The organism is Ruegeria sp. I3 (genome assembly GCF_056532525.1).
Map to the genome: position 1 here is coordinate 244234 of NZ_JBQFNI010000003.1, position 15953 is coordinate 260186.

Annotated in this window: 12 protein-coding genes and 1 tRNA gene; 2 read left to right on the forward strand and 11 right to left on the reverse strand. The window is 55.4% G+C overall.

Translation table 11 applies throughout. From position 1 onward, the window contains the following. Positions 1–22: 22 nt before the first annotated feature. The 10 genes from ACR0L9_RS09685 to ACR0L9_RS09730 form a co-directional block, all read right to left on the reverse strand. Positions 23–802, reverse strand: a complete 780-nt coding sequence (locus ACR0L9_RS09685) for a PP2C family protein-serine/threonine phosphatase (protein ID WP_480895513.1) — start codon at positions 800–802, stop codon at positions 23–25. Then, complete coding sequence (locus ACR0L9_RS09690; protein WP_480895514.1) at positions 802–1785, reverse strand: FHA domain-containing protein; 984 nt, start codon at positions 1783–1785, stop codon at positions 802–804. Before ACR0L9_RS09690 ends, ACR0L9_RS09685 begins: the two co-directional genes overlap by 1 nt. Positions 1786–1984: 199 nt before the next feature. After that, positions 1985–4168 (reverse strand): serine/threonine protein kinase, encoded by a 2184-nt coding sequence (locus ACR0L9_RS09695; RefSeq protein WP_480895515.1) that lies wholly within the window; start codon positions 4166–4168, stop codon positions 1985–1987. Positions 4169–4508: 340 nt separating this feature from the next. Continuing rightward, positions 4509–5798 carry a dynamin family protein gene (locus tag ACR0L9_RS09700; protein WP_480895516.1) on the reverse strand — a complete coding sequence of 430 codons (1290 nt, stop codon included), beginning with the start codon at positions 5796–5798 and terminating at the stop codon, positions 4509–4511. Continuing rightward, positions 5795–7837 carry a dynamin family protein gene (locus ACR0L9_RS09705; RefSeq protein WP_480895517.1) on the reverse strand — a complete coding sequence of 681 codons (2043 nt, stop codon included), beginning with the start codon at positions 7835–7837 and terminating at the stop codon, positions 5795–5797. The genes ACR0L9_RS09700 and ACR0L9_RS09705 overlap by 4 nt, the downstream gene beginning before the upstream one ends. A 68-nt stretch (positions 7838–7905) precedes the next feature. Continuing rightward, positions 7906–8769: a hypothetical protein gene (locus ACR0L9_RS09710; protein ID WP_480895518.1), complete on the reverse strand. Its 864-nt coding sequence runs from the start codon at positions 8767–8769 to the stop codon at positions 7906–7908. A gap of 22 nt (positions 8770–8791) precedes the next feature. Continuing rightward, positions 8792–9193, reverse strand: a complete 402-nt coding sequence (locus tag ACR0L9_RS09715) for a hypothetical protein (protein ID WP_170407295.1) — start codon at positions 9191–9193, stop codon at positions 8792–8794. A gap of 25 nt (positions 9194–9218) precedes the next feature. After that, on the reverse strand, positions 9219–10868 hold the full coding sequence (locus ACR0L9_RS09720; RefSeq protein ID WP_480895519.1) for a dynamin family protein: 1650 nt from the start codon (positions 10866–10868) through the stop codon (positions 9219–9221). A gap of 8 nt (positions 10869–10876) precedes the next feature. Further along, positions 10877–12877, reverse strand: coding sequence for a dynamin family protein (locus ACR0L9_RS09725; RefSeq protein WP_170393929.1), 2001 nt, complete (start codon positions 12875–12877; stop codon positions 10877–10879). Between the two features lie 2 nt (positions 12878–12879). Next, positions 12880–13293, reverse strand: a complete 414-nt coding sequence (locus ACR0L9_RS09730) for a hypothetical protein (RefSeq protein ID WP_170393931.1) — start codon at positions 13291–13293, stop codon at positions 12880–12882. Positions 13294–14061: 768 nt separating this feature from the next. On the opposite strand from ACR0L9_RS09730, the gene ACR0L9_RS09735 reads away from it, so the two are divergent. Next, positions 14062–14146 (forward strand) — tRNA-Leu (locus ACR0L9_RS09735). Positions 14147–14196: 50 nt separating this feature from the next. On the opposite strand, the gene ACR0L9_RS09740 is transcribed toward ACR0L9_RS09735, so the two are convergent. Further along, positions 14197–14814 carry a TetR/AcrR family transcriptional regulator gene (locus ACR0L9_RS09740; protein ID WP_170732693.1) on the reverse strand — a complete coding sequence of 206 codons (618 nt, stop codon included), beginning with the start codon at positions 14812–14814 and terminating at the stop codon, positions 14197–14199. A 161-nt stretch (positions 14815–14975) separates the two neighbouring features. On the opposite strand from ACR0L9_RS09740, the gene ACR0L9_RS09745 reads away from it, so the two are divergent. Continuing rightward, entirely contained in the window at positions 14976–15905 is a 930-nt protein-coding gene (locus tag ACR0L9_RS09745) for an AEC family transporter (protein WP_170393935.1), read from the forward strand. Positions 15906–15953 lie beyond the last annotated feature (48 nt).

Consider the following 15953-nt stretch of genomic DNA (forward strand, 5'->3'; position numbering starts at 1 on the left):
TTTGTCCTGTTTCACTGCCTGTCTAAGTCTGTGCCGGTTTGACCACGGCGATTGAAATGTTGTCCTGATCCGGGTCTGCCTTTGCATGCAGTGCTTGAAGCAGCGCATCAGCAATATCGCGAGCCGGGGAATGAATATGCGTGCGCACCAGCGTTTCGATCTCGGAATTGCCGAGATGTTGCAGACCATCACTGCCAAGGATCAGTACATCTGCCGCAATCAGCGCCAATGGTTGTTCCGGACAATCCACTTTTGGAATCGCAGCCCCCATGATCACCGAAGTCAGTTGGTTACGATCCGGATGGCCTTGTGCCTCTTCCGCGCTCAGTAATCCTTGTGCGAGCTGTTCGTCGATCACCGGGGCCATCGAGTGATCTTCGTTGACCTGTGACAGGGCATCATTGCGGAACAGGTAAAGTGGACTGTCACCGATCGAGATCCAGAATACGCGTTGATCCAGCATCAACATGCCCAGAAGGGTGGAGCCCAGATTGACCTCGTTTTCCTCACTATGGCTCGCCATAGCGGCGTTGGCCTGCATTGCGGCCAACGGCAGAGCGTCGAGCAGTGCGCTCTCAGCAAGGTCGGGCCCATCCAACTGGGCATCCATCGCATCGCGCCAGGCTGAAATGACCAACTGCGAAGCGACTTCGCCCGCTTCATGGCCGCCCATACCGTCGGCAATCACGACATAACCCGCGTCTGCCGCGTCAGAGACCCGCGCAGCAATCGCGTCTTCCTGCGAGTCGCGCTGACCCTGGTCCAGGATCAGGGCAATATCATATGCAGGAGTCGCCAGCATTAATCGGCATCCCGCCAGTCAAAGCCGTCATCACAGAAAGCGGTGAAGCGGATCGAGGTTTCGCTGATCCGGATCAGATCGCCGCTGGACAAGGCTATGGTGCTGAGCACAGGCTTGCCATTCAGGCGCACCAAGTTGGCCTTGCCGCCATGGCCCAGATAGCATTTCCGGTCCTCTGGGTCATATGCGATGACGGCGTGATTGCTGCGAGAGATCCCGGTGTCGCCGAAATCCAGCTGAATAGCCTGATCGTCATTCCGACCGATCTGCATCAATCCCTCGGTCAAGGTAATCGCGGCACCCCGGCCCGGTCCGGCGGTCACAACCAGCCAGCCAACCGGGAATGTCTGTTCGGCCGCTTCTGTCTTTTCAACAGGCTCAGCTGTTTCCATCAGCTCCTGAACATGCGTGTCTGCACGCTCGAAACCCAAAAACGTCGTCTTCACACGAGAACGCCGATCTTCAGCCGGTGCAGGTGCAGGTGCAGGTGCGACCATGGCGGGTTCCGGGGTTACATCAACAGGCTCCGGTTCCGGTGTGGGTTCTGCGACGATTTCCACCTCGCCCGCAACTTCAGATACGACTTCAGGTTCGATGGCGTCTGGTTCTTCTACGGTGACTTCGGGTTCATCGTCCTGAACCTCGTCTTCCGCAGTCAGATGAAGCGTGACAATCTGTTCATCTTCTTCGACCTCTTGAACCTCGGCCACTTCTTCTTCGGTCGCCTGATCTTCGATCTGGTCTTCCGTAAACTCGGGCATCGGTTCTTCGGGGATCAGTTCGTCTGCTTCCTCGTAGCTGTCCGAGCTAACGTTTCCACCCGCAAGGGCCGCGCGCAGGGCGTTGAAATCCGCAATCGGAGCAGCGTTTTCTGTTTCGACCGCTTCCGCAACGGTTTCGGTTTCGGTTTCCACCGCATCTTCTTCTTTCGGTTTTCCGGCACCTTCTAGAAGCCGGCTCAGAGGGCTTTTGTATTTGAACATGGTGTCGTCACCTTCTTTGATTTCTGATGCGGGGTTTTACCCGCGGGACTGCTACAAACCGCTTCGCCGTAGGCGCAGGGCACTGATGAAGAGGAAACAGAGAAACATTTACGTCGCGACGGGTTGGTCCCCGACGGGGTGACGCGATGGGCGGCACCCCCAGCACACTGACCTGGCGATAGTCACATCAACTGGGCGATCACTCCTGCGTTAGTTGCATGACCGCAGTACTTTCAGCTCCGTTGCGCAGTATGCTCAGGCGCGCCTCGGGTTGGTTGTCGGAAACAAGTTGAGCAAGGATGCCGTCCAGACTCTCGGGCTCATTGATCGAGACACCAGTCTGTGTTTCGCGCAGCAGCACATCCCCCCGCTGCAAACTGCCAGCAACTTCTTCCGGAACAGATGCGACGACGGTTTGCCAACCTGCCTCGCCCGCATGAGCCACATCAAACGAATAACCGTTCAGAAGGCCAAAACTGCGGAAGGCGGGCAGGGCCAGCAATCCATTCTGCGCGCGTGTTTCGCCCAGACTGCGATAGCGCGCTGCTACACGGATATACCCGTCTGGATCGACCGAGAAATTATCTAGAACATACGATGCAAGCGTTGTGTCCGGACGAATAGGTTCACCATTCAGAGTAAAAATCGTAGCGCCCCGTTCGACCCAATCCCCGATCACCGACCTATCTTGCCCGGCGTTCAATGCATTGATGGCAATGACACTCCCGGTCGAGCTGCGACGCTTGGACATCGTGAATGGAATCTCAATATCCCAGTGCCCAAATGCGACCTGGTTTTCGGCGAGATTTACCGGCGTCGCAGGTACGATGGGTGTGATGTCTTCAACCGCAGGTTCCGCCACTTCAGGTTCCACTACTTCAGGTTCCACCAAGGCGATTTCTTCGGGTTGCTGCTCTGACACAATGGCGGCTTCCGGCACCTCATTAGCCTGCTCGACAGGTTGTTCCTGCGCCGCTTCTGGTTCTGATGCCAAAGCGACTTCGGCCTGTTGCGGCTCTGTTGTGGCTTCGGCGGTCTGCTCGACGGGTTCCGGAGCTGCTTCTGCGGGCACCGGAGTAGTCGGAGCCTCTGCAGTCACCGGAGTTGCCTCGGGCGATTGCTGATCGCCCGTCATTACGAAGTATCCACCTCCGGCCAGTGCCGCCAATACAATCGCGATACCCGCGATCATCTTGCCACTGCCGCCCGAGCCGCTTTTTACAACGGTGTCGACTGCAGCAACGGCCTCGTCCTGAGGTGCAAATTTAGCAAGAGTGTCTTCCGTTTTTTCCTCGTTCCCGAGGGCCAGATCAGAATTCCCGGCCAGCAGGGCGGTCACGACGGCCTCTGCATTCTCGCTTTCGGCTTTGATCCGTTCTTTTTCGGCCTCTTCGTCTTTGCGATCCATGCCAACAATGACCGAAACCGGGCGATACGCGAAACTGTCGAACATCACACCGGGACCACGGAACATACGCAGCCAGTCCAATGCGGTTTGCACACGGTCAGTGGCGTGCACTTCCATTGCTTTGTCGATCGCCTCAAGGAACCCGTCAGGATAACCTTTGAATCGCCCTGTCAGCGGTTCATAAGGATCGTCTTGGCCGTTGTTGAACGCATTCAAACGTGTCTGGCCATCAATCGGTCGCTCGCCGCTGATCGCATGATACAGCGTTGCAGCCAGTACATAGAGGTCACTGCTGGGGCCCTGATCCGCGCCACGCACATAAAATTCGTGCGGCGAATACCCGTCCTTAATCACGCGCAGCGTCAATAGCGCCGCTGACTTGTGTGCCGCCTGCTCGCGTGCTGCGCCAAAGTCGATCAGGATGGGTTCGCCATTCTCATCGATCAGGATATTGTCGGGTGAAATATCGCGATGTAGCATGCCGCTTTGGTGAATGAACGACACCGCAGACAGCATTTTTTCGGTGACCTGAACGATAAAGTCCGGTCCGCTCTTGTTTTCGGGGTTTTCGACATAATCCAGCAGATCGCATCCGCGGATCAGGTCCATCGCGATATAAGCGGTGTCGTTGTCCTCAAACACCTGATGCACGTCGACGATGTTGGGATGAACCAGCCGCGCATGGTTGCGTGCTTCCTGAATGAACAGGTCGATAATGGCGCGCAGGTCTTCTTTGTGGTCAGGGTTGGCAGGTTCGACCAGATCACCATTCCGCTGACAGAGCGCCCCCGGATAGCATTCCTTGATGACCACATCGCGATCCAGACTATCGCGCGCGAGATAGGTGATCCCAAACCCGCCGTTGCTTAGGAACCGGAGGATTTCATACTGTCCGCGCAGCAGCTTTGCGCCTGGCTGCAATCCTTCGATCTGAGGTTCGTCGTGCGTTGCGCCGACCGCCTGGTTGTGGCTCATTTCTTCCCGCCCATTCTACTCGTTTGTTGCGGCATAGATAACCAGGGCTTCAGCCCGCGAACTCACAACCAAACACAACCGCAGGACACTTAAGACGGTTAGACGTTTCAAATTTGACTTTATTGGGGCCGCCTGATGGCTTCACTATGGATCACAAAATTCGAAATCGCCCATATAGTAAATCCATACCCTCATTACACTATATGTTGTGTTTGCTTGATGGGGGAAATGGATTCTATACCGCCGAAATAGAGGCTTGGTCCACGAATTCGAAACAATATCGCGCTGATTCCGAACGCTTCGAATCGCTGCGATGCGGCTCAATTCAAGCGGGAAAAACTTATGTGCCGGTTTTTGGGGGCGCCGACGCAACAGAGCTGCCCGCCCAAGCCAGATTGTCGCTGAGTTGTGCGAGAATGCTTATTGCATCCTTCAGCGGTGCGTCCCCGGTTTCAAACTGCAGCAACAGCAACAGGTCAGTGGCCTTTTCAAACTCGGCCGGAACCCAGTCTGCTTTGGGATCGATTTCGGTACCAGATTCTAACCTTTCGGCAAAATCCTCGACGATTTCCTGACAGCTTTGCAGGAAGGCCGCCGGTTCAATATCCGAGCTTTCACGCAGATCGTTGTAAATGCTGGCGATGGCCGCAAGCCAGTCTTCAAGGATCGGATTGTCCAGGGGGGGCAGGGCGGCCTCTAGGCTTGCCTGCACAGTATTGCCGTCGGCCTCAGCGCCATCTGTCGAAGCCGCACCAGTAAGGTTCTCCAGATAAGGCATAAACTCTTCAGCCAGATCTTTTTGGGCGGCCTCAAGATCATGGCGACGGTGATCAGAGGCTATGTGCAAAACCTGTTCTGCCAAGTTCTGCCCGCCACAGGTTTCCCACAAAGCAAAGTCGGGTTCAGGCTCTTGTTCCATGGCCCGTACCGCTACCGGGGTGCCGATGGTCACAACCGCGCGAAACAAATCGCCCTTCTCCTTGTTCAGGCGTGCGACTACCCGATCCAGAGCATCCCGCACCGGAGGCAAATCGGCATGTGTTACAGCCAACAAGCTGTTATTGCGCAGCTTTTGAGGGACCTGCGACCACAAATGGCGTTCGGTTTCACGCCAGGCGTTGGTGCCATTGGTGCACCAGATCGCACAATCCACATAGTCGAGCAAATTTAGAGTCTGTTTGTAGGTATCATCCAGTGCACCGGCACCGGGCAAATCAAACAGCGAAATCTCCTGCAGGGCAGGGGTATTCAACCCGACCGAGATGAAATCGGGTTCATCCGCCGCTGCCTTTTCCAGCGCTATACCGGAATAGACTTTGGGTTCCTTGTCCCACCAACCAACGGTTGTCTCAGGCGTATCGGCATAGGCCACGATCACCAGGGGCAATTTTAGATGCTGCGGCCCGGTGGGCAGAATGTCTGCCCCCGCCAGCATGTTGGCAAGGCTGGACTTTCCGGCTCCAAACTCCCCGGCAAAACCAATGGAAACCGCGTTCGAAAGCCGCTCGGCATGGGCCAGCGCGCGGGCGCGCATATCATCCAGCTCTGCCGATGAGGGTGCATTTTCGGTGGCGGTCAGGAAACGCTCTAGCTGGCGCACTTCCTTCTCGGTTCCGGGGAATTCAATCATTCTGCGGCCTCTGCCTGTCGAGTGTCCACGGGTGCAGTTCCGTGCACCGCCCCTAGTTCATCGCTGATGCGCCGCGCTTGGTCAACCGCACGTTGCGCTTCGGTGCGCGCGTTCGACCCATCGGGGCCTGCGCGATGTTCCAGATGCCCGGCCAGCAGCGCCATATAATGGTCAAGAACGGTTTTCATCCGTTCGATCAGGTCGCTTCTGGCGGTATCTACAAGATCGTCTCCGATCATCTCAAACTCTTGAACGATCATCCGTTCGGCGCGGTTCAACACACTGCGACGCGATATCAGTCGCGACAGCCATGTCACACGCAACTCAACCGTGATGCCACGCGTCAGTGCGCTTGTATTCGGACGGAACCAACGCACCGCGCTGGTATTCATGCGATTGTCCGCGGGTTCCTGCCATCCGGGCAGGGCGCGCAAAGCAGCATTGGTCTGCATATCGATCGCGTAAAGCTCACTAAGCATGCGCTGCCGTACCACCTGTGTCGCGCCCTGGACAAGCTCGCGCATCCGCTCACGCAGAGGCGTAAAGTTCAGCTCGGTATCTCCGTCTTTGGCCAGCAAAGGCGATTGCCCATCAGGGCCGCGCACAACGATCGAGACAGCCTCGGCGACGGTGTCATCCATAACACCCCGCAAATTGGCCAATACATCGTCCATATCATTGGTGATGGCCTTGGATTTATCTTCAACTAGCGCGCGCAACTCAGAAAGCGTTTTGTTGTTTTCTTCGACATCCGCTGTGTCAGGACCATCCTTTTCCTCAATGGCACGAAGCCGCGCCGTGCTGCGCTCAAGCTCACCTTGGGCAAAACTGTTGAGGTGCTGCCACGCGATATTAAGCTGTTCTTGGCGCGGTCCTTCGGTCAGGGCTTTGGTCACATGACGGCGCAGATCGGGCAGACCCGACGCGATCATCGCGGCAAATCGCAATACACCTTCGCGGCTGATGGGGCCGGGACCTTGTTTGATCTCTTCGACGCCGTCAAGATATTGCTTCATCTGTTCGGGATGCGCCCTCAACCACGCCAATATCTGATCATGGTCGATTCCGGTTTCATCCCCGGTCAGCGCATAATGGGCCCATTGGGCGCTGCCCATCAGAACGTCAATCTCCGAGTTGCCAAGCGCCTGTTCAAGCCCATCCAATACGTCAGTGCGCACCTTGCCGGCATCTTCGGCGCCACCACCCAATTCGTCCACGCGGTTGACGAAGACCACGATCTGACCAAGCTCTAGCGCTTGCATCAGGCGGAATAGCTTCAGATCGGCCCGCGACAACGCCTGATGCGCAGACAGCACGACGACGAAAAAGTCGGATTCCTTGAGATACTGGCGCGAGATCTCTTCACGGATCAGCAGCGGGTCATTGACACCGGGTGTGTCTGTGACTGTCACCGGATACGGAAAATGGCCAATGTCAAAATAGACCTCGGCCTTACGGGTGATGTCGCTGTAAAGGCCCCGATCTGAACCGGGGTCATACTGGTCTTCATCTGTCGGGTCATCCCCGGCACAGACATAGCGCGCCAGGTCATCCGAGGTCAGTTCATCCAGATCGTGATGCTCGCCAAGAAGGTGTTTGTAGCTTTCCCCCAAGCGTAGCTTGGCGCGGGTTTTCATTGCCTCGACCTGCTCTTCGATCATCTCGCGCTTGTAGCTGTCCTCTTCATCAGGGAACATGTTGCGCAACTCTTCACCTTCGGCGATCAGGGCCTGCCATTGGCGATTGTCGAAGAAATGAAACTCGGCGCCCGACGTCCGACCGGACGGATGACCGAAATGCATGTCGGTGATCACTGTCGTCCATGGGTTCACGTCCGAGGGTAGATATTCTGCATGCCCGGTGAAACCGTTGATCAAGCGCGATTTTCCGGCCTTGATTTGACCTACGAATGCTATCGAAGGCTTGAGGTTCGACAAGTCGTCAACGATGCGCGAGATGAAGTGACGCGTTTCGTCATTGCTCGTCCCGTTCATGTCTTCTGCGATGCGAATAAGCTCGCGGCGGTTTAACTCACTCATAAGATTTACCCTGGTAACTCGTATTTTGTTTAACTTTGCAAAGTGGACACTATTTGGCAGGAACGCGGTTATTCAACGGCGCTATTCAATGTTTTCCATAGGTTGACGACAGCGCCCAGCTTGCGGGCGTCATGAACGGCGGCGGCGGTTTCCTGACCGTCGCACAAGATGGCGAGACCCGCGCCTTGTCCACCTGTCGGGCGAATGACGATCAGCTGTGGATCAGTTAAAGCATCGGATCCATCGGCCTGCCATCCCGCCAGATCCCGGGTGAATCGGGCCAATATATCCGTGTCCGGATGTGCGTCTTGGCCCTGCGCACACAACCCGTCAAATTGCATCTCGTCTTCAGTCGACCCAATCAGTATTCGACCTAATGCGAACCGATCCGCGCCCTCAAAGAATTTTCCGGCAATACTGGTGGCGCCTTGTGACTCAGTTTCTGGCTGGGCTTCTGGTTCTAAGGTCTGGTCGGAAACGATGGCCATGCGTGGCTCTTCGATTAGTTCAATCCGCGCGCAGGCCGCTTCGACCTCCGAAAAGGTAACCCCTACGTCATCAGCCTCAAGCGCCGTATCCGGGCGCAGAGAAACCAACTCAAGCGGGCCGGGTGCCGTTGCAATTTCCGACACCACTTGCGCCAGTCGTTCGATCAGTTTTTCGCGTGCTTCGGTTTCAAAATCCGGGACAGGGCCCGAAGCACAGCGGAATACGTCGGTGACCCGAGAGCTGTTGACTTCGATAGCCAAAGTTGCCCCGTCAGCCGCCGTAAATTCCAAACGCCGAGGCAAGATCGTGCCCCGGATGGCCCCCAGCACCTCATTCCGGCGTAACAGTGCGCTGCTACCCGATAGGTAGATTGCAGGCGATAAGCGCGCGATCGAAGTCCGCCCGATCCCTTCGAGCATATCCAGTATTTCACTATCCATCATGCGTGACCCCCTCTGGTCCCGTCTACACCGCGGCCGCCACCGGCCCGAGGCTGAGATGTGATTTCGTAAGCGCCAGCCCGACATTCGCGCTGTCGCGGCAGATATAGCATACCACGTGATCAGGATATTCTGTTGTCCTGAGAAAGATGTGCAGCCGGTCGTTTGAGAACACCGCGATTTCCCCAAATCCGGGGTGTTCAGTATCGTCGATTTTTGCCGCACGCAGAAGTTCTTCGAATCCCTTCATTCCGCGTCCCTGAAACAGATTAGCTACTGCAAGTGCGAGATTTTCGAGCGCATCAGCGCTGTCTTGGTCCGACGCGTCGACGCCCAATAACATGCCGGTCTCCATGTCGACATACCCGGCTGCGATGCAGTCGGGTATGGTTTCGATGGCCGAAGCCAGAGCAGAGTCAATCGACATTCAGATGCCCACCTTCGGGTTTAATCTAAATCGCATGCCACTCCGCTCCGCCGTTTTTGCGAGCCTCAGAAACGGCGCCCGGTATGTCTTGATTCCGCTTAGCGTCATGTTCCAACGCAATCTGGTCAAACTCGGACAAGAATGCTGCAAAGGCGCTTTTCAGGCCATTTGCATCGTCAGGCAGGTTCTCACGCGCCACGATTTCACCCCACATTGCTGCAGCACTGAGTGGCGTTTCTATGAGGCGATCGCCCAAATCATCTGCCTTGTCATCGGCTGCATCTTCAATCTCTTCGGCAGCAGCTTCACCCACCATTGAAACGACGCGGTTTGGAGCCAGCGCATTCGATTCGGGCTCCGGTTCATATTCGTCTGCCGAGTTTTCCGACTGTTCCGCCAACAGGGCCGTAATCGACGAAACCGATACTTCGATATCTGATGATTCTTCGGCGTCTTCCGACGGCTCTTGTTCGGTGTCCGCAGCTTCGACTGCTTCCGCTTCGTCCTCTTCTTCACCCAAGACGATCAGTTCGGCATCTTCCTGCTCTTCCTCATCATCGTCATCCATGAAATCAAACTCATCCACGTCGGTGATGGGGTTTGCCAAGAGGTTCAGATCCAGCGGATCTTCCGTCTTGTCAGAGAACAAGGCACGTAAGTCTTCATCAGCAGGCTCCGCTTCGGTAGCCATTTCCGCGCGCATCCGCTCGGCTTCTTCTGCATCAATCCGCGCCTGTCCGGACTCCTCGGTGCGGCGTTCCACGCGGGCAGGGCGTACCGGGAAACTTGTAACCACATCATTCTCGGCAGAGTCATCTTCCATCGGCGTGACAAGTTTCAGCGGTGCATCGCCAGAGGTTTTCTCGGGCCGCGATGGCTGAACTTTGGGTGCGTCTGACAGGGATTTGTCAATTTGATAGCGCGACAGCATATCCGCACGGCTGTCCATGATCTGCTCAGTGATCTCAAGGAAACTGTCGACCATCTTGCCGCCGCCGCTGCGTGACCACAGCTCGGCGTCACCGGTTTTGTCACGGGCCATGATAGCATCACGGGCCGAGAACAGGATCGTGCGATTGAACAAATGACCCGCTTCGCGATTTACGCGGCGCAAGACCTTCTGCCGGTCTTTCTGATTCAATGCATCTGCGCGCGTCACCAGCAAAAGCGATTTATGCTGCAGCCGTTCCGGCAGCGAAACCCATGTGGCACGTTCAGTTTCGCGCCAAGCTTGGGTCGAGTGCGTGCACCACAACACACCATTGGCCTGGCCAACTGCGCGTTGCCAGACATCCGTCGAAATCTTCGGGTCCGAAATGCCGGGTGTGTCGATCAGGTCGACCGCCTCAAGAATATCGGCTTCAAGGAAGATGCGAATGAACTGGGCGTCGTTGACACCAACCTGTTCAAGCTGATCCAATTCGATATTCTGCGTACTACCATCATGGCGTTTGATATAGGCGGGTCGATTGCCCCAGCTGAACCAGATCGGCGGCAGTTGCGTGGCTGTGACCTGCGTCGGCAGTGCCTGTTTGCGCAGCAGGAAATTCATCAACGTCGATTTGCCTGCACTGAATTCCCCCATGAGCGCAAACACAGGTTTGCGGCGGGACCACTGCTCGATGCGGTTCCAAGCCTTGGGAGAGACGAAGCGGGTTTGTGATTCTTTTACCATAACTCTTCTTATGCTGCTTCGTTACTAAGGTCTTTCAGGATATCGCCCAGAATATCGTCACGTGATTTCTGCGGCTTCTGCTCGGCCATCTGGGCCGCAGCCCTTTCAGGCGATTGCGAGATACTGAGCAGCGTGTCCTTCTGTTCGGCAATAAAGTCGGTCAACGTGGCCCGCACGTTCTCTAGTACGGCGGCGATCTGGTTTTCCTCGATGTCTTTGGTGATCGAGTTCGCCTCGGACGCGATCAGTCGCGTATAATCTGCGGCATAGGCTTCGAACCCTTTGCGGCGTTGCCACCAACGTCGCCACCATGTGCTCTGCAGGTCCAGTGCGATTGTGCGGCCAATCCCTAATGGCGGGGGTACACGCGGCACGATCGGGGCTTCGATGTTGAATTCACCCAAGTGGTTGCCCAGCAGCTTCTGATACAGTGCCTCCACGTCCGCTGCAGCAGCCGAATACAGAGCACCGGCATCCTTACGCATGGATCGGGCAAAGCTGAAATATGCCGCCTTCTGCAAGGTGCGCAGACCTGCCGGATCATATTGCCATGTACCCTGCTCACCATTCTGTTCCAGATGTGAGATCAGAGAATCCGTCGCACGTTTGACAAAATTTGCTTCTGCGGACGCAAGTCGCTCTAATACCTTGTCGCGAAGCTTGGTTGTCAGTTCCGAGGCTTTCTTTTCGTATTCAGCCGAAACCTTTGCGATCGCTTCTTCGGGCGACGCACCATCCAGGTCCCGAACGATACCGTCAGAGTTTGACAGCGTCTTGGCCACTGCAGTAGCCCGGATCTGGCTGGCGATGTTGCGCGCCCGATGGCGAACGCGATCCAAAAGACGCGTTCCTGCACCCTCAGCGATACGCTCATTCATGGCGAGCAGCAGATCAGGCAATCCTGATAGCGCCCAGATCTTATCCAGCGATGCAGCCTGATCGCCAAATCCAGCCGCCAGGTAAAAGGTGTTCAACGCCTCGCGCGATTCCTCAGTTAGAATGTCCGGGTTTCCGGTCAGCGCAGCCTCGGCCCACAGAGCGCTGCCAAAAACAACGCTGGTGTTGGCGTCTATGTTGTTCTGTTTCAGTGTGTCTTGAATACGATCACGTATCTCAGGCACTTGATTGACCGGGTCTGACAATTCATCGATGCGGTTCACGAACAGGATGATCTGGCGGTTCTCGAACTGTGCGATGATCCGCATTAGCGCCATGTCCATCGTGGTCAGCGCCTGGCTGGCAGCCAAAACAACAACACACACCTCTGATCCACGCAGGCTGCGTAGGGTGATTTGTTCGCGTACCATAAAGGTATCGTTCACACCTGGGGTATCGCAGAGCTTGAGCGAGATCGGATATTGCGGGATATCCATGAACAGCTCGGCCGATTTAGTCACATCGGCGAAACGACCCGTCTTGGGGTCGATATCCGGGTCATCCTCATCCCCAAGGCACACATACCGCTGAATCAGTTCATCGTCGAAATAATCATACTGGTGGCTCTGACCGAGAATCAGGTCAAAGTGCTTCCCAAGCCGCTCTTCTGATTTGGCCTTCATCTCGCCGATTTGACGGCGAATATCGTCCATCTCATCATCGGCACCGGCTCGATTGGCCAACTCGCCCAGACGACCGCCGCCAACCATCAGATTGTCCCATTCTTCCTGCTCGAAGAATGTGAATTTGGAACGGGTGTCGCCTTCTGTGCGGGTGTTGATGTTCAGCGTTGTAACCACCGAGGTCCACGGGTTCACATCCGAAGGCAAAAGATTTGGCCGCCCGGCCAATATGTTCACGATAGAGGATTTGCCGGCCTTCACCTGCCCCACCATCGTGACACTGGCGGTAAAATTCTCCATTTTGGTCTTGAGCGCAGCCAGCCGTGCGGAAGACCGTGCATCCGCCACCTCTGTCAGTTGGTCGATCTGTGTCGTCAACGAGGTCATTGCCTCTGTCATCTCAGACAGGGACTCGTTTCCGACAGACAGAAGGTGGTCGTTACGCGCCATGGTCAGCCTCCGGTACCAGTTGCAGCGATGTGGTTCCCTGCCCCGTCAGGCAGGCTTGCAAGCGTGTCGATTCGTGCGATCAGGTCCAGCGCGTTGCCGAGGATTGCGGCCTCGGTTCGCGGTGAAATCGATTCATATGCGAAAGAATCAGCCAGAACTTCGATTGAACTGAAGCCTTCACCATTTTCCAAACAAGCCACACGGCGTCCGGTCGGAAAATCATCTGTTTTGTTGGCAGGCAGCGGCATGCGGGCATTAGCCAGCAAGTAGCGATTGCCCGAATGCGTACGGAGAGCGACGCCGAATCCTGTGCCAGGGTGCTGACGGTTCAGGGTTTTCAGTTCGCCAATAAAGCTTTCACGCGCAAGGCTGACAGCGTCTTGCTCGGAAGCAACGGATTTGATCTGGTTGGTCACGACAGAGACCCTTGTTCTGGAGTTGAGCAGAAACTCGCACGGTGCCAGAAGGCAAAAAGACTCATTAACTCCTGCGCCCAATCAATTACGATTACCGCGGTGTTATTTTGACGCGAATAGGATATTTTGGCGTTTGAAATGTGGCACAATTATGATGGCGTCTCATAGAAATACCTCAACCTATGAGAGTGTAAGCCACGACGTTGACGAGTTGCCCAAGTTTTTATGGCTTTGATTGCTTGTTAAAAAGTCCGAGATTCCGTGGCGTCAAGGATTTACATGCTGCTTCTTACGTTTTTGAAATATATAAAAATAATTTCTATTTCTGTGATCGAAGGAACCTCTGATTGAAATTCGACACGAAACCACTCACCTCAAGTTACACTTTTTTGAAATGTGCCCCACACAAAGTAATCTTTCAGCGACTCAACGTATGCGAGTTTAAGATAAAGAGAAAAATTGCGATAAATGTTCGCTAAATGGAAACAAAAAGAAGGACCAGAGAACGGGCCTTCACACAGGTGAAATTACGACCAAAACCAGCACCTGAGCACTGTTCGTGCTGGAAAGACTGGCCAAACCGCATTCTCACTGTCCAAGGCACGTTCTTTAACATTTGGCACATGCGAGTTCTGGTTAAACTTACTTGGGCAAAAGATTGTTTCCAGCGAGACGATAATAAACTGCCCTCTCGCTTGATTTTACCTCTCGCACTCATTCAAAAGCTTTGCTATTCAGCGCGTCGTCGCGGTGCTTCGGCATCGGGTTGCGGGTGTGGCGAAATTGGTAGACGCACCAGATTTAGGTTCTGGCGCCGCAAGGCGTGGGGGTTCAAGTCCCTCCACCCGCACCAACACGACTTCTTACCATCAATGTGATTGATCGCTGGCGAACTTACGCAGTTCAAACGCCGTAGCGGGCCATAAACATGTCGACGGCCTGTAATGCAATCTCGTCTATCTCGTTCTGGTCAAATCGATTTTGGATACCGAACGCCGCGCGGCCCCATAGTCGGACTTTGCACAGTTCAGAAAACTGCTCGGCCGCGATGTTGACGTCTTCAACCGCCAACTCACCTTTACCAACCGCCTTGGTCAGATATTCGGCCATCTGGCGTTGGCCGTTCTTCGGCCCTGCTTCATAAAACGCTTTACCAAGCTCGGGGAATCGGTCGCGCTCGGCCACACATATGCGAAAGACTTGCTGCGCGAAGTCCGAGACGAGAAAAGCCGTAAGCTGAGTGGCTGCTATCGTCAGCACCTCGCGGGCTGGCTTGGTCTCATCGATCATCGAAAGGATGCGTTCAGACATCAGGCGACATTCGGTCTGGGCAACCTCGGTGAACAACAGTCGCTTGTCGGGGAAATAGCTGTATAGCGTTGCCTTCGAAACACCCGCCGCACGCGCGATGTCATCGACGCTTGCGCCTTCAAACCCATCCGCCATGAAAACCTCTCGGGCCCCACGTAACACCTGGTCGAATTTACGGCCTGTACGCAGGATGGTGGCGGCTTGGGTCATGATGTCTCCGGATTGCGATATCCCGCAACACTATAAACCGTTCGGTTCAGTTTCAACGCTTTTCACTCCGATAGCGGTTTTGGCACAACGTTACGGCTTCAATCGTACCGCCGACCGTGCGTCAACCTTGCGAGCCTGACCAGCCATGTTAACACGTTGCCATGGTCGAGATATTTCTGCGCACTCTCCCCTTTTTCGCAATCATCGGCCTGGGGTTCTGGGCCGGACGCAGCCGGTTTTTCCCTCCCGAGGCGACAGCATATCTAACCAAGTTCGTGTTTTTCTTTGCTTTGTCGGCTATGCTATTTCGGTTTGCCGCCACCCTGCCCTTTGCCGAAATTTTCAACGGTCGGCTGGTGATCGGGTATCTGATCGGCACTGCTGGCGTCTATGCGCTGGCGACGGCTATCGCTTATCTCCGAGGGCTGGACATCCCCACCGCCGCGGTCGAGGCGCAATGTGCTGCTATTGGCAATGTTGGGTTTCTGGGCCTGCCCATGCTTGCGCTGTTATTCTCCGAAGCCGCCATTGGTCCCGTGATGTTGGTGCTGACAGTTGATCTGGTTGTGTTTTCCTCATTGATCGTGATTCTGATCAACGGTGGCCGCGATGGTCGGCTCAGCCTGGGGACGATGCGCCTGATCGGGATTGGCCTGCTGAGAAACCCCATGATCTTGTCAATCTCCGCCGGATTGATCTGGTCTGCGTTAGAGGTGCCTGTACCAGCCCCGCTTAATGATTTTCTGACAATTCTGGGCGGTGCGGCTACGCCGGGGGCGCTGTTTGCCATCGGGGCGTCACTGGCAGACAAATCGGCCGAGCGCATCCAGATCGCGGGCTGGTTGAGTTTTTGCAAACTGGTGCTGCATCCGTTTTTCGTGGCACTTATGGTGATTTGGCTGATCCCGGTTGCCTCATTCCCTGCGATGGTCGCAATCGCGGCGGCGTCTTTACCAGTTGCAGGCAATGTTTACATGCTGGCCGCGCACTACGGTGTGGCCCCGCAACGGGCATCTGCTGCCATCCTGTTATCTACCATCGCCAGCATTCTGACCGTCCCGCTGGCGATAGGATGGGTCAGCGGATTCTGATCTTCACCTTTTCGAAAAATGAGCTTTCCAGAGGTGGCTGCACTTTAC

Excerpts from the sequence above, each read along its gene's own strand:
- ACR0L9_RS09685 (WP_480895513.1), bottom strand. The coding sequence starts at position 802 with ATGCTGGCGACTCCTGCATATGATATTGCCCTGATCCTGGACCAGGGT.
- ACR0L9_RS09690 (WP_480895514.1), bottom strand. The coding sequence starts at position 1,785 with ATGTTCAAATACAAAAGCCCTCTGAGCCGGCTTCTAGAAGGTGCCGGA.
- ACR0L9_RS09695 (WP_480895515.1), bottom strand. The coding sequence starts at position 4,168 with ATGAGCCACAACCAGGCGGTCGGCGCAACGCACGACGAACCTCAGATC.
- ACR0L9_RS09700 (WP_480895516.1), bottom strand. The coding sequence starts at position 5,798 with ATGATTGAATTCCCCGGAACCGAGAAGGAAGTGCGCCAGCTAGAGCGT.
- ACR0L9_RS09705 (WP_480895517.1), bottom strand. The coding sequence starts at position 7,837 with ATGAGTGAGTTAAACCGCCGCGAGCTTATTCGCATCGCAGAAGACATG.
- ACR0L9_RS09710 (WP_480895518.1), bottom strand. The coding sequence starts at position 8,769 with ATGATGGATAGTGAAATACTGGATATGCTCGAAGGGATCGGGCGGACT.
- ACR0L9_RS09715 (WP_170407295.1), bottom strand. The coding sequence starts at position 9,193 with ATGTCGATTGACTCTGCTCTGGCTTCGGCCATCGAAACCATACCCGAC.
- ACR0L9_RS09720 (WP_480895519.1), bottom strand. The coding sequence starts at position 10,868 with ATGGTAAAAGAATCACAAACCCGCTTCGTCTCTCCCAAGGCTTGGAAC.
- ACR0L9_RS09725 (WP_170393929.1), bottom strand. The coding sequence starts at position 12,877 with ATGGCGCGTAACGACCACCTTCTGTCTGTCGGAAACGAGTCCCTGTCT.
- ACR0L9_RS09740 (WP_170732693.1), bottom strand. The coding sequence starts at position 14,814 with ATGACCCAAGCCGCCACCATCCTGCGTACAGGCCGTAAATTCGACCAG.
- ACR0L9_RS09745 (WP_170393935.1), top strand. The coding sequence starts at position 14,976 with ATGGTCGAGATATTTCTGCGCACTCTCCCCTTTTTCGCAATCATCGGC.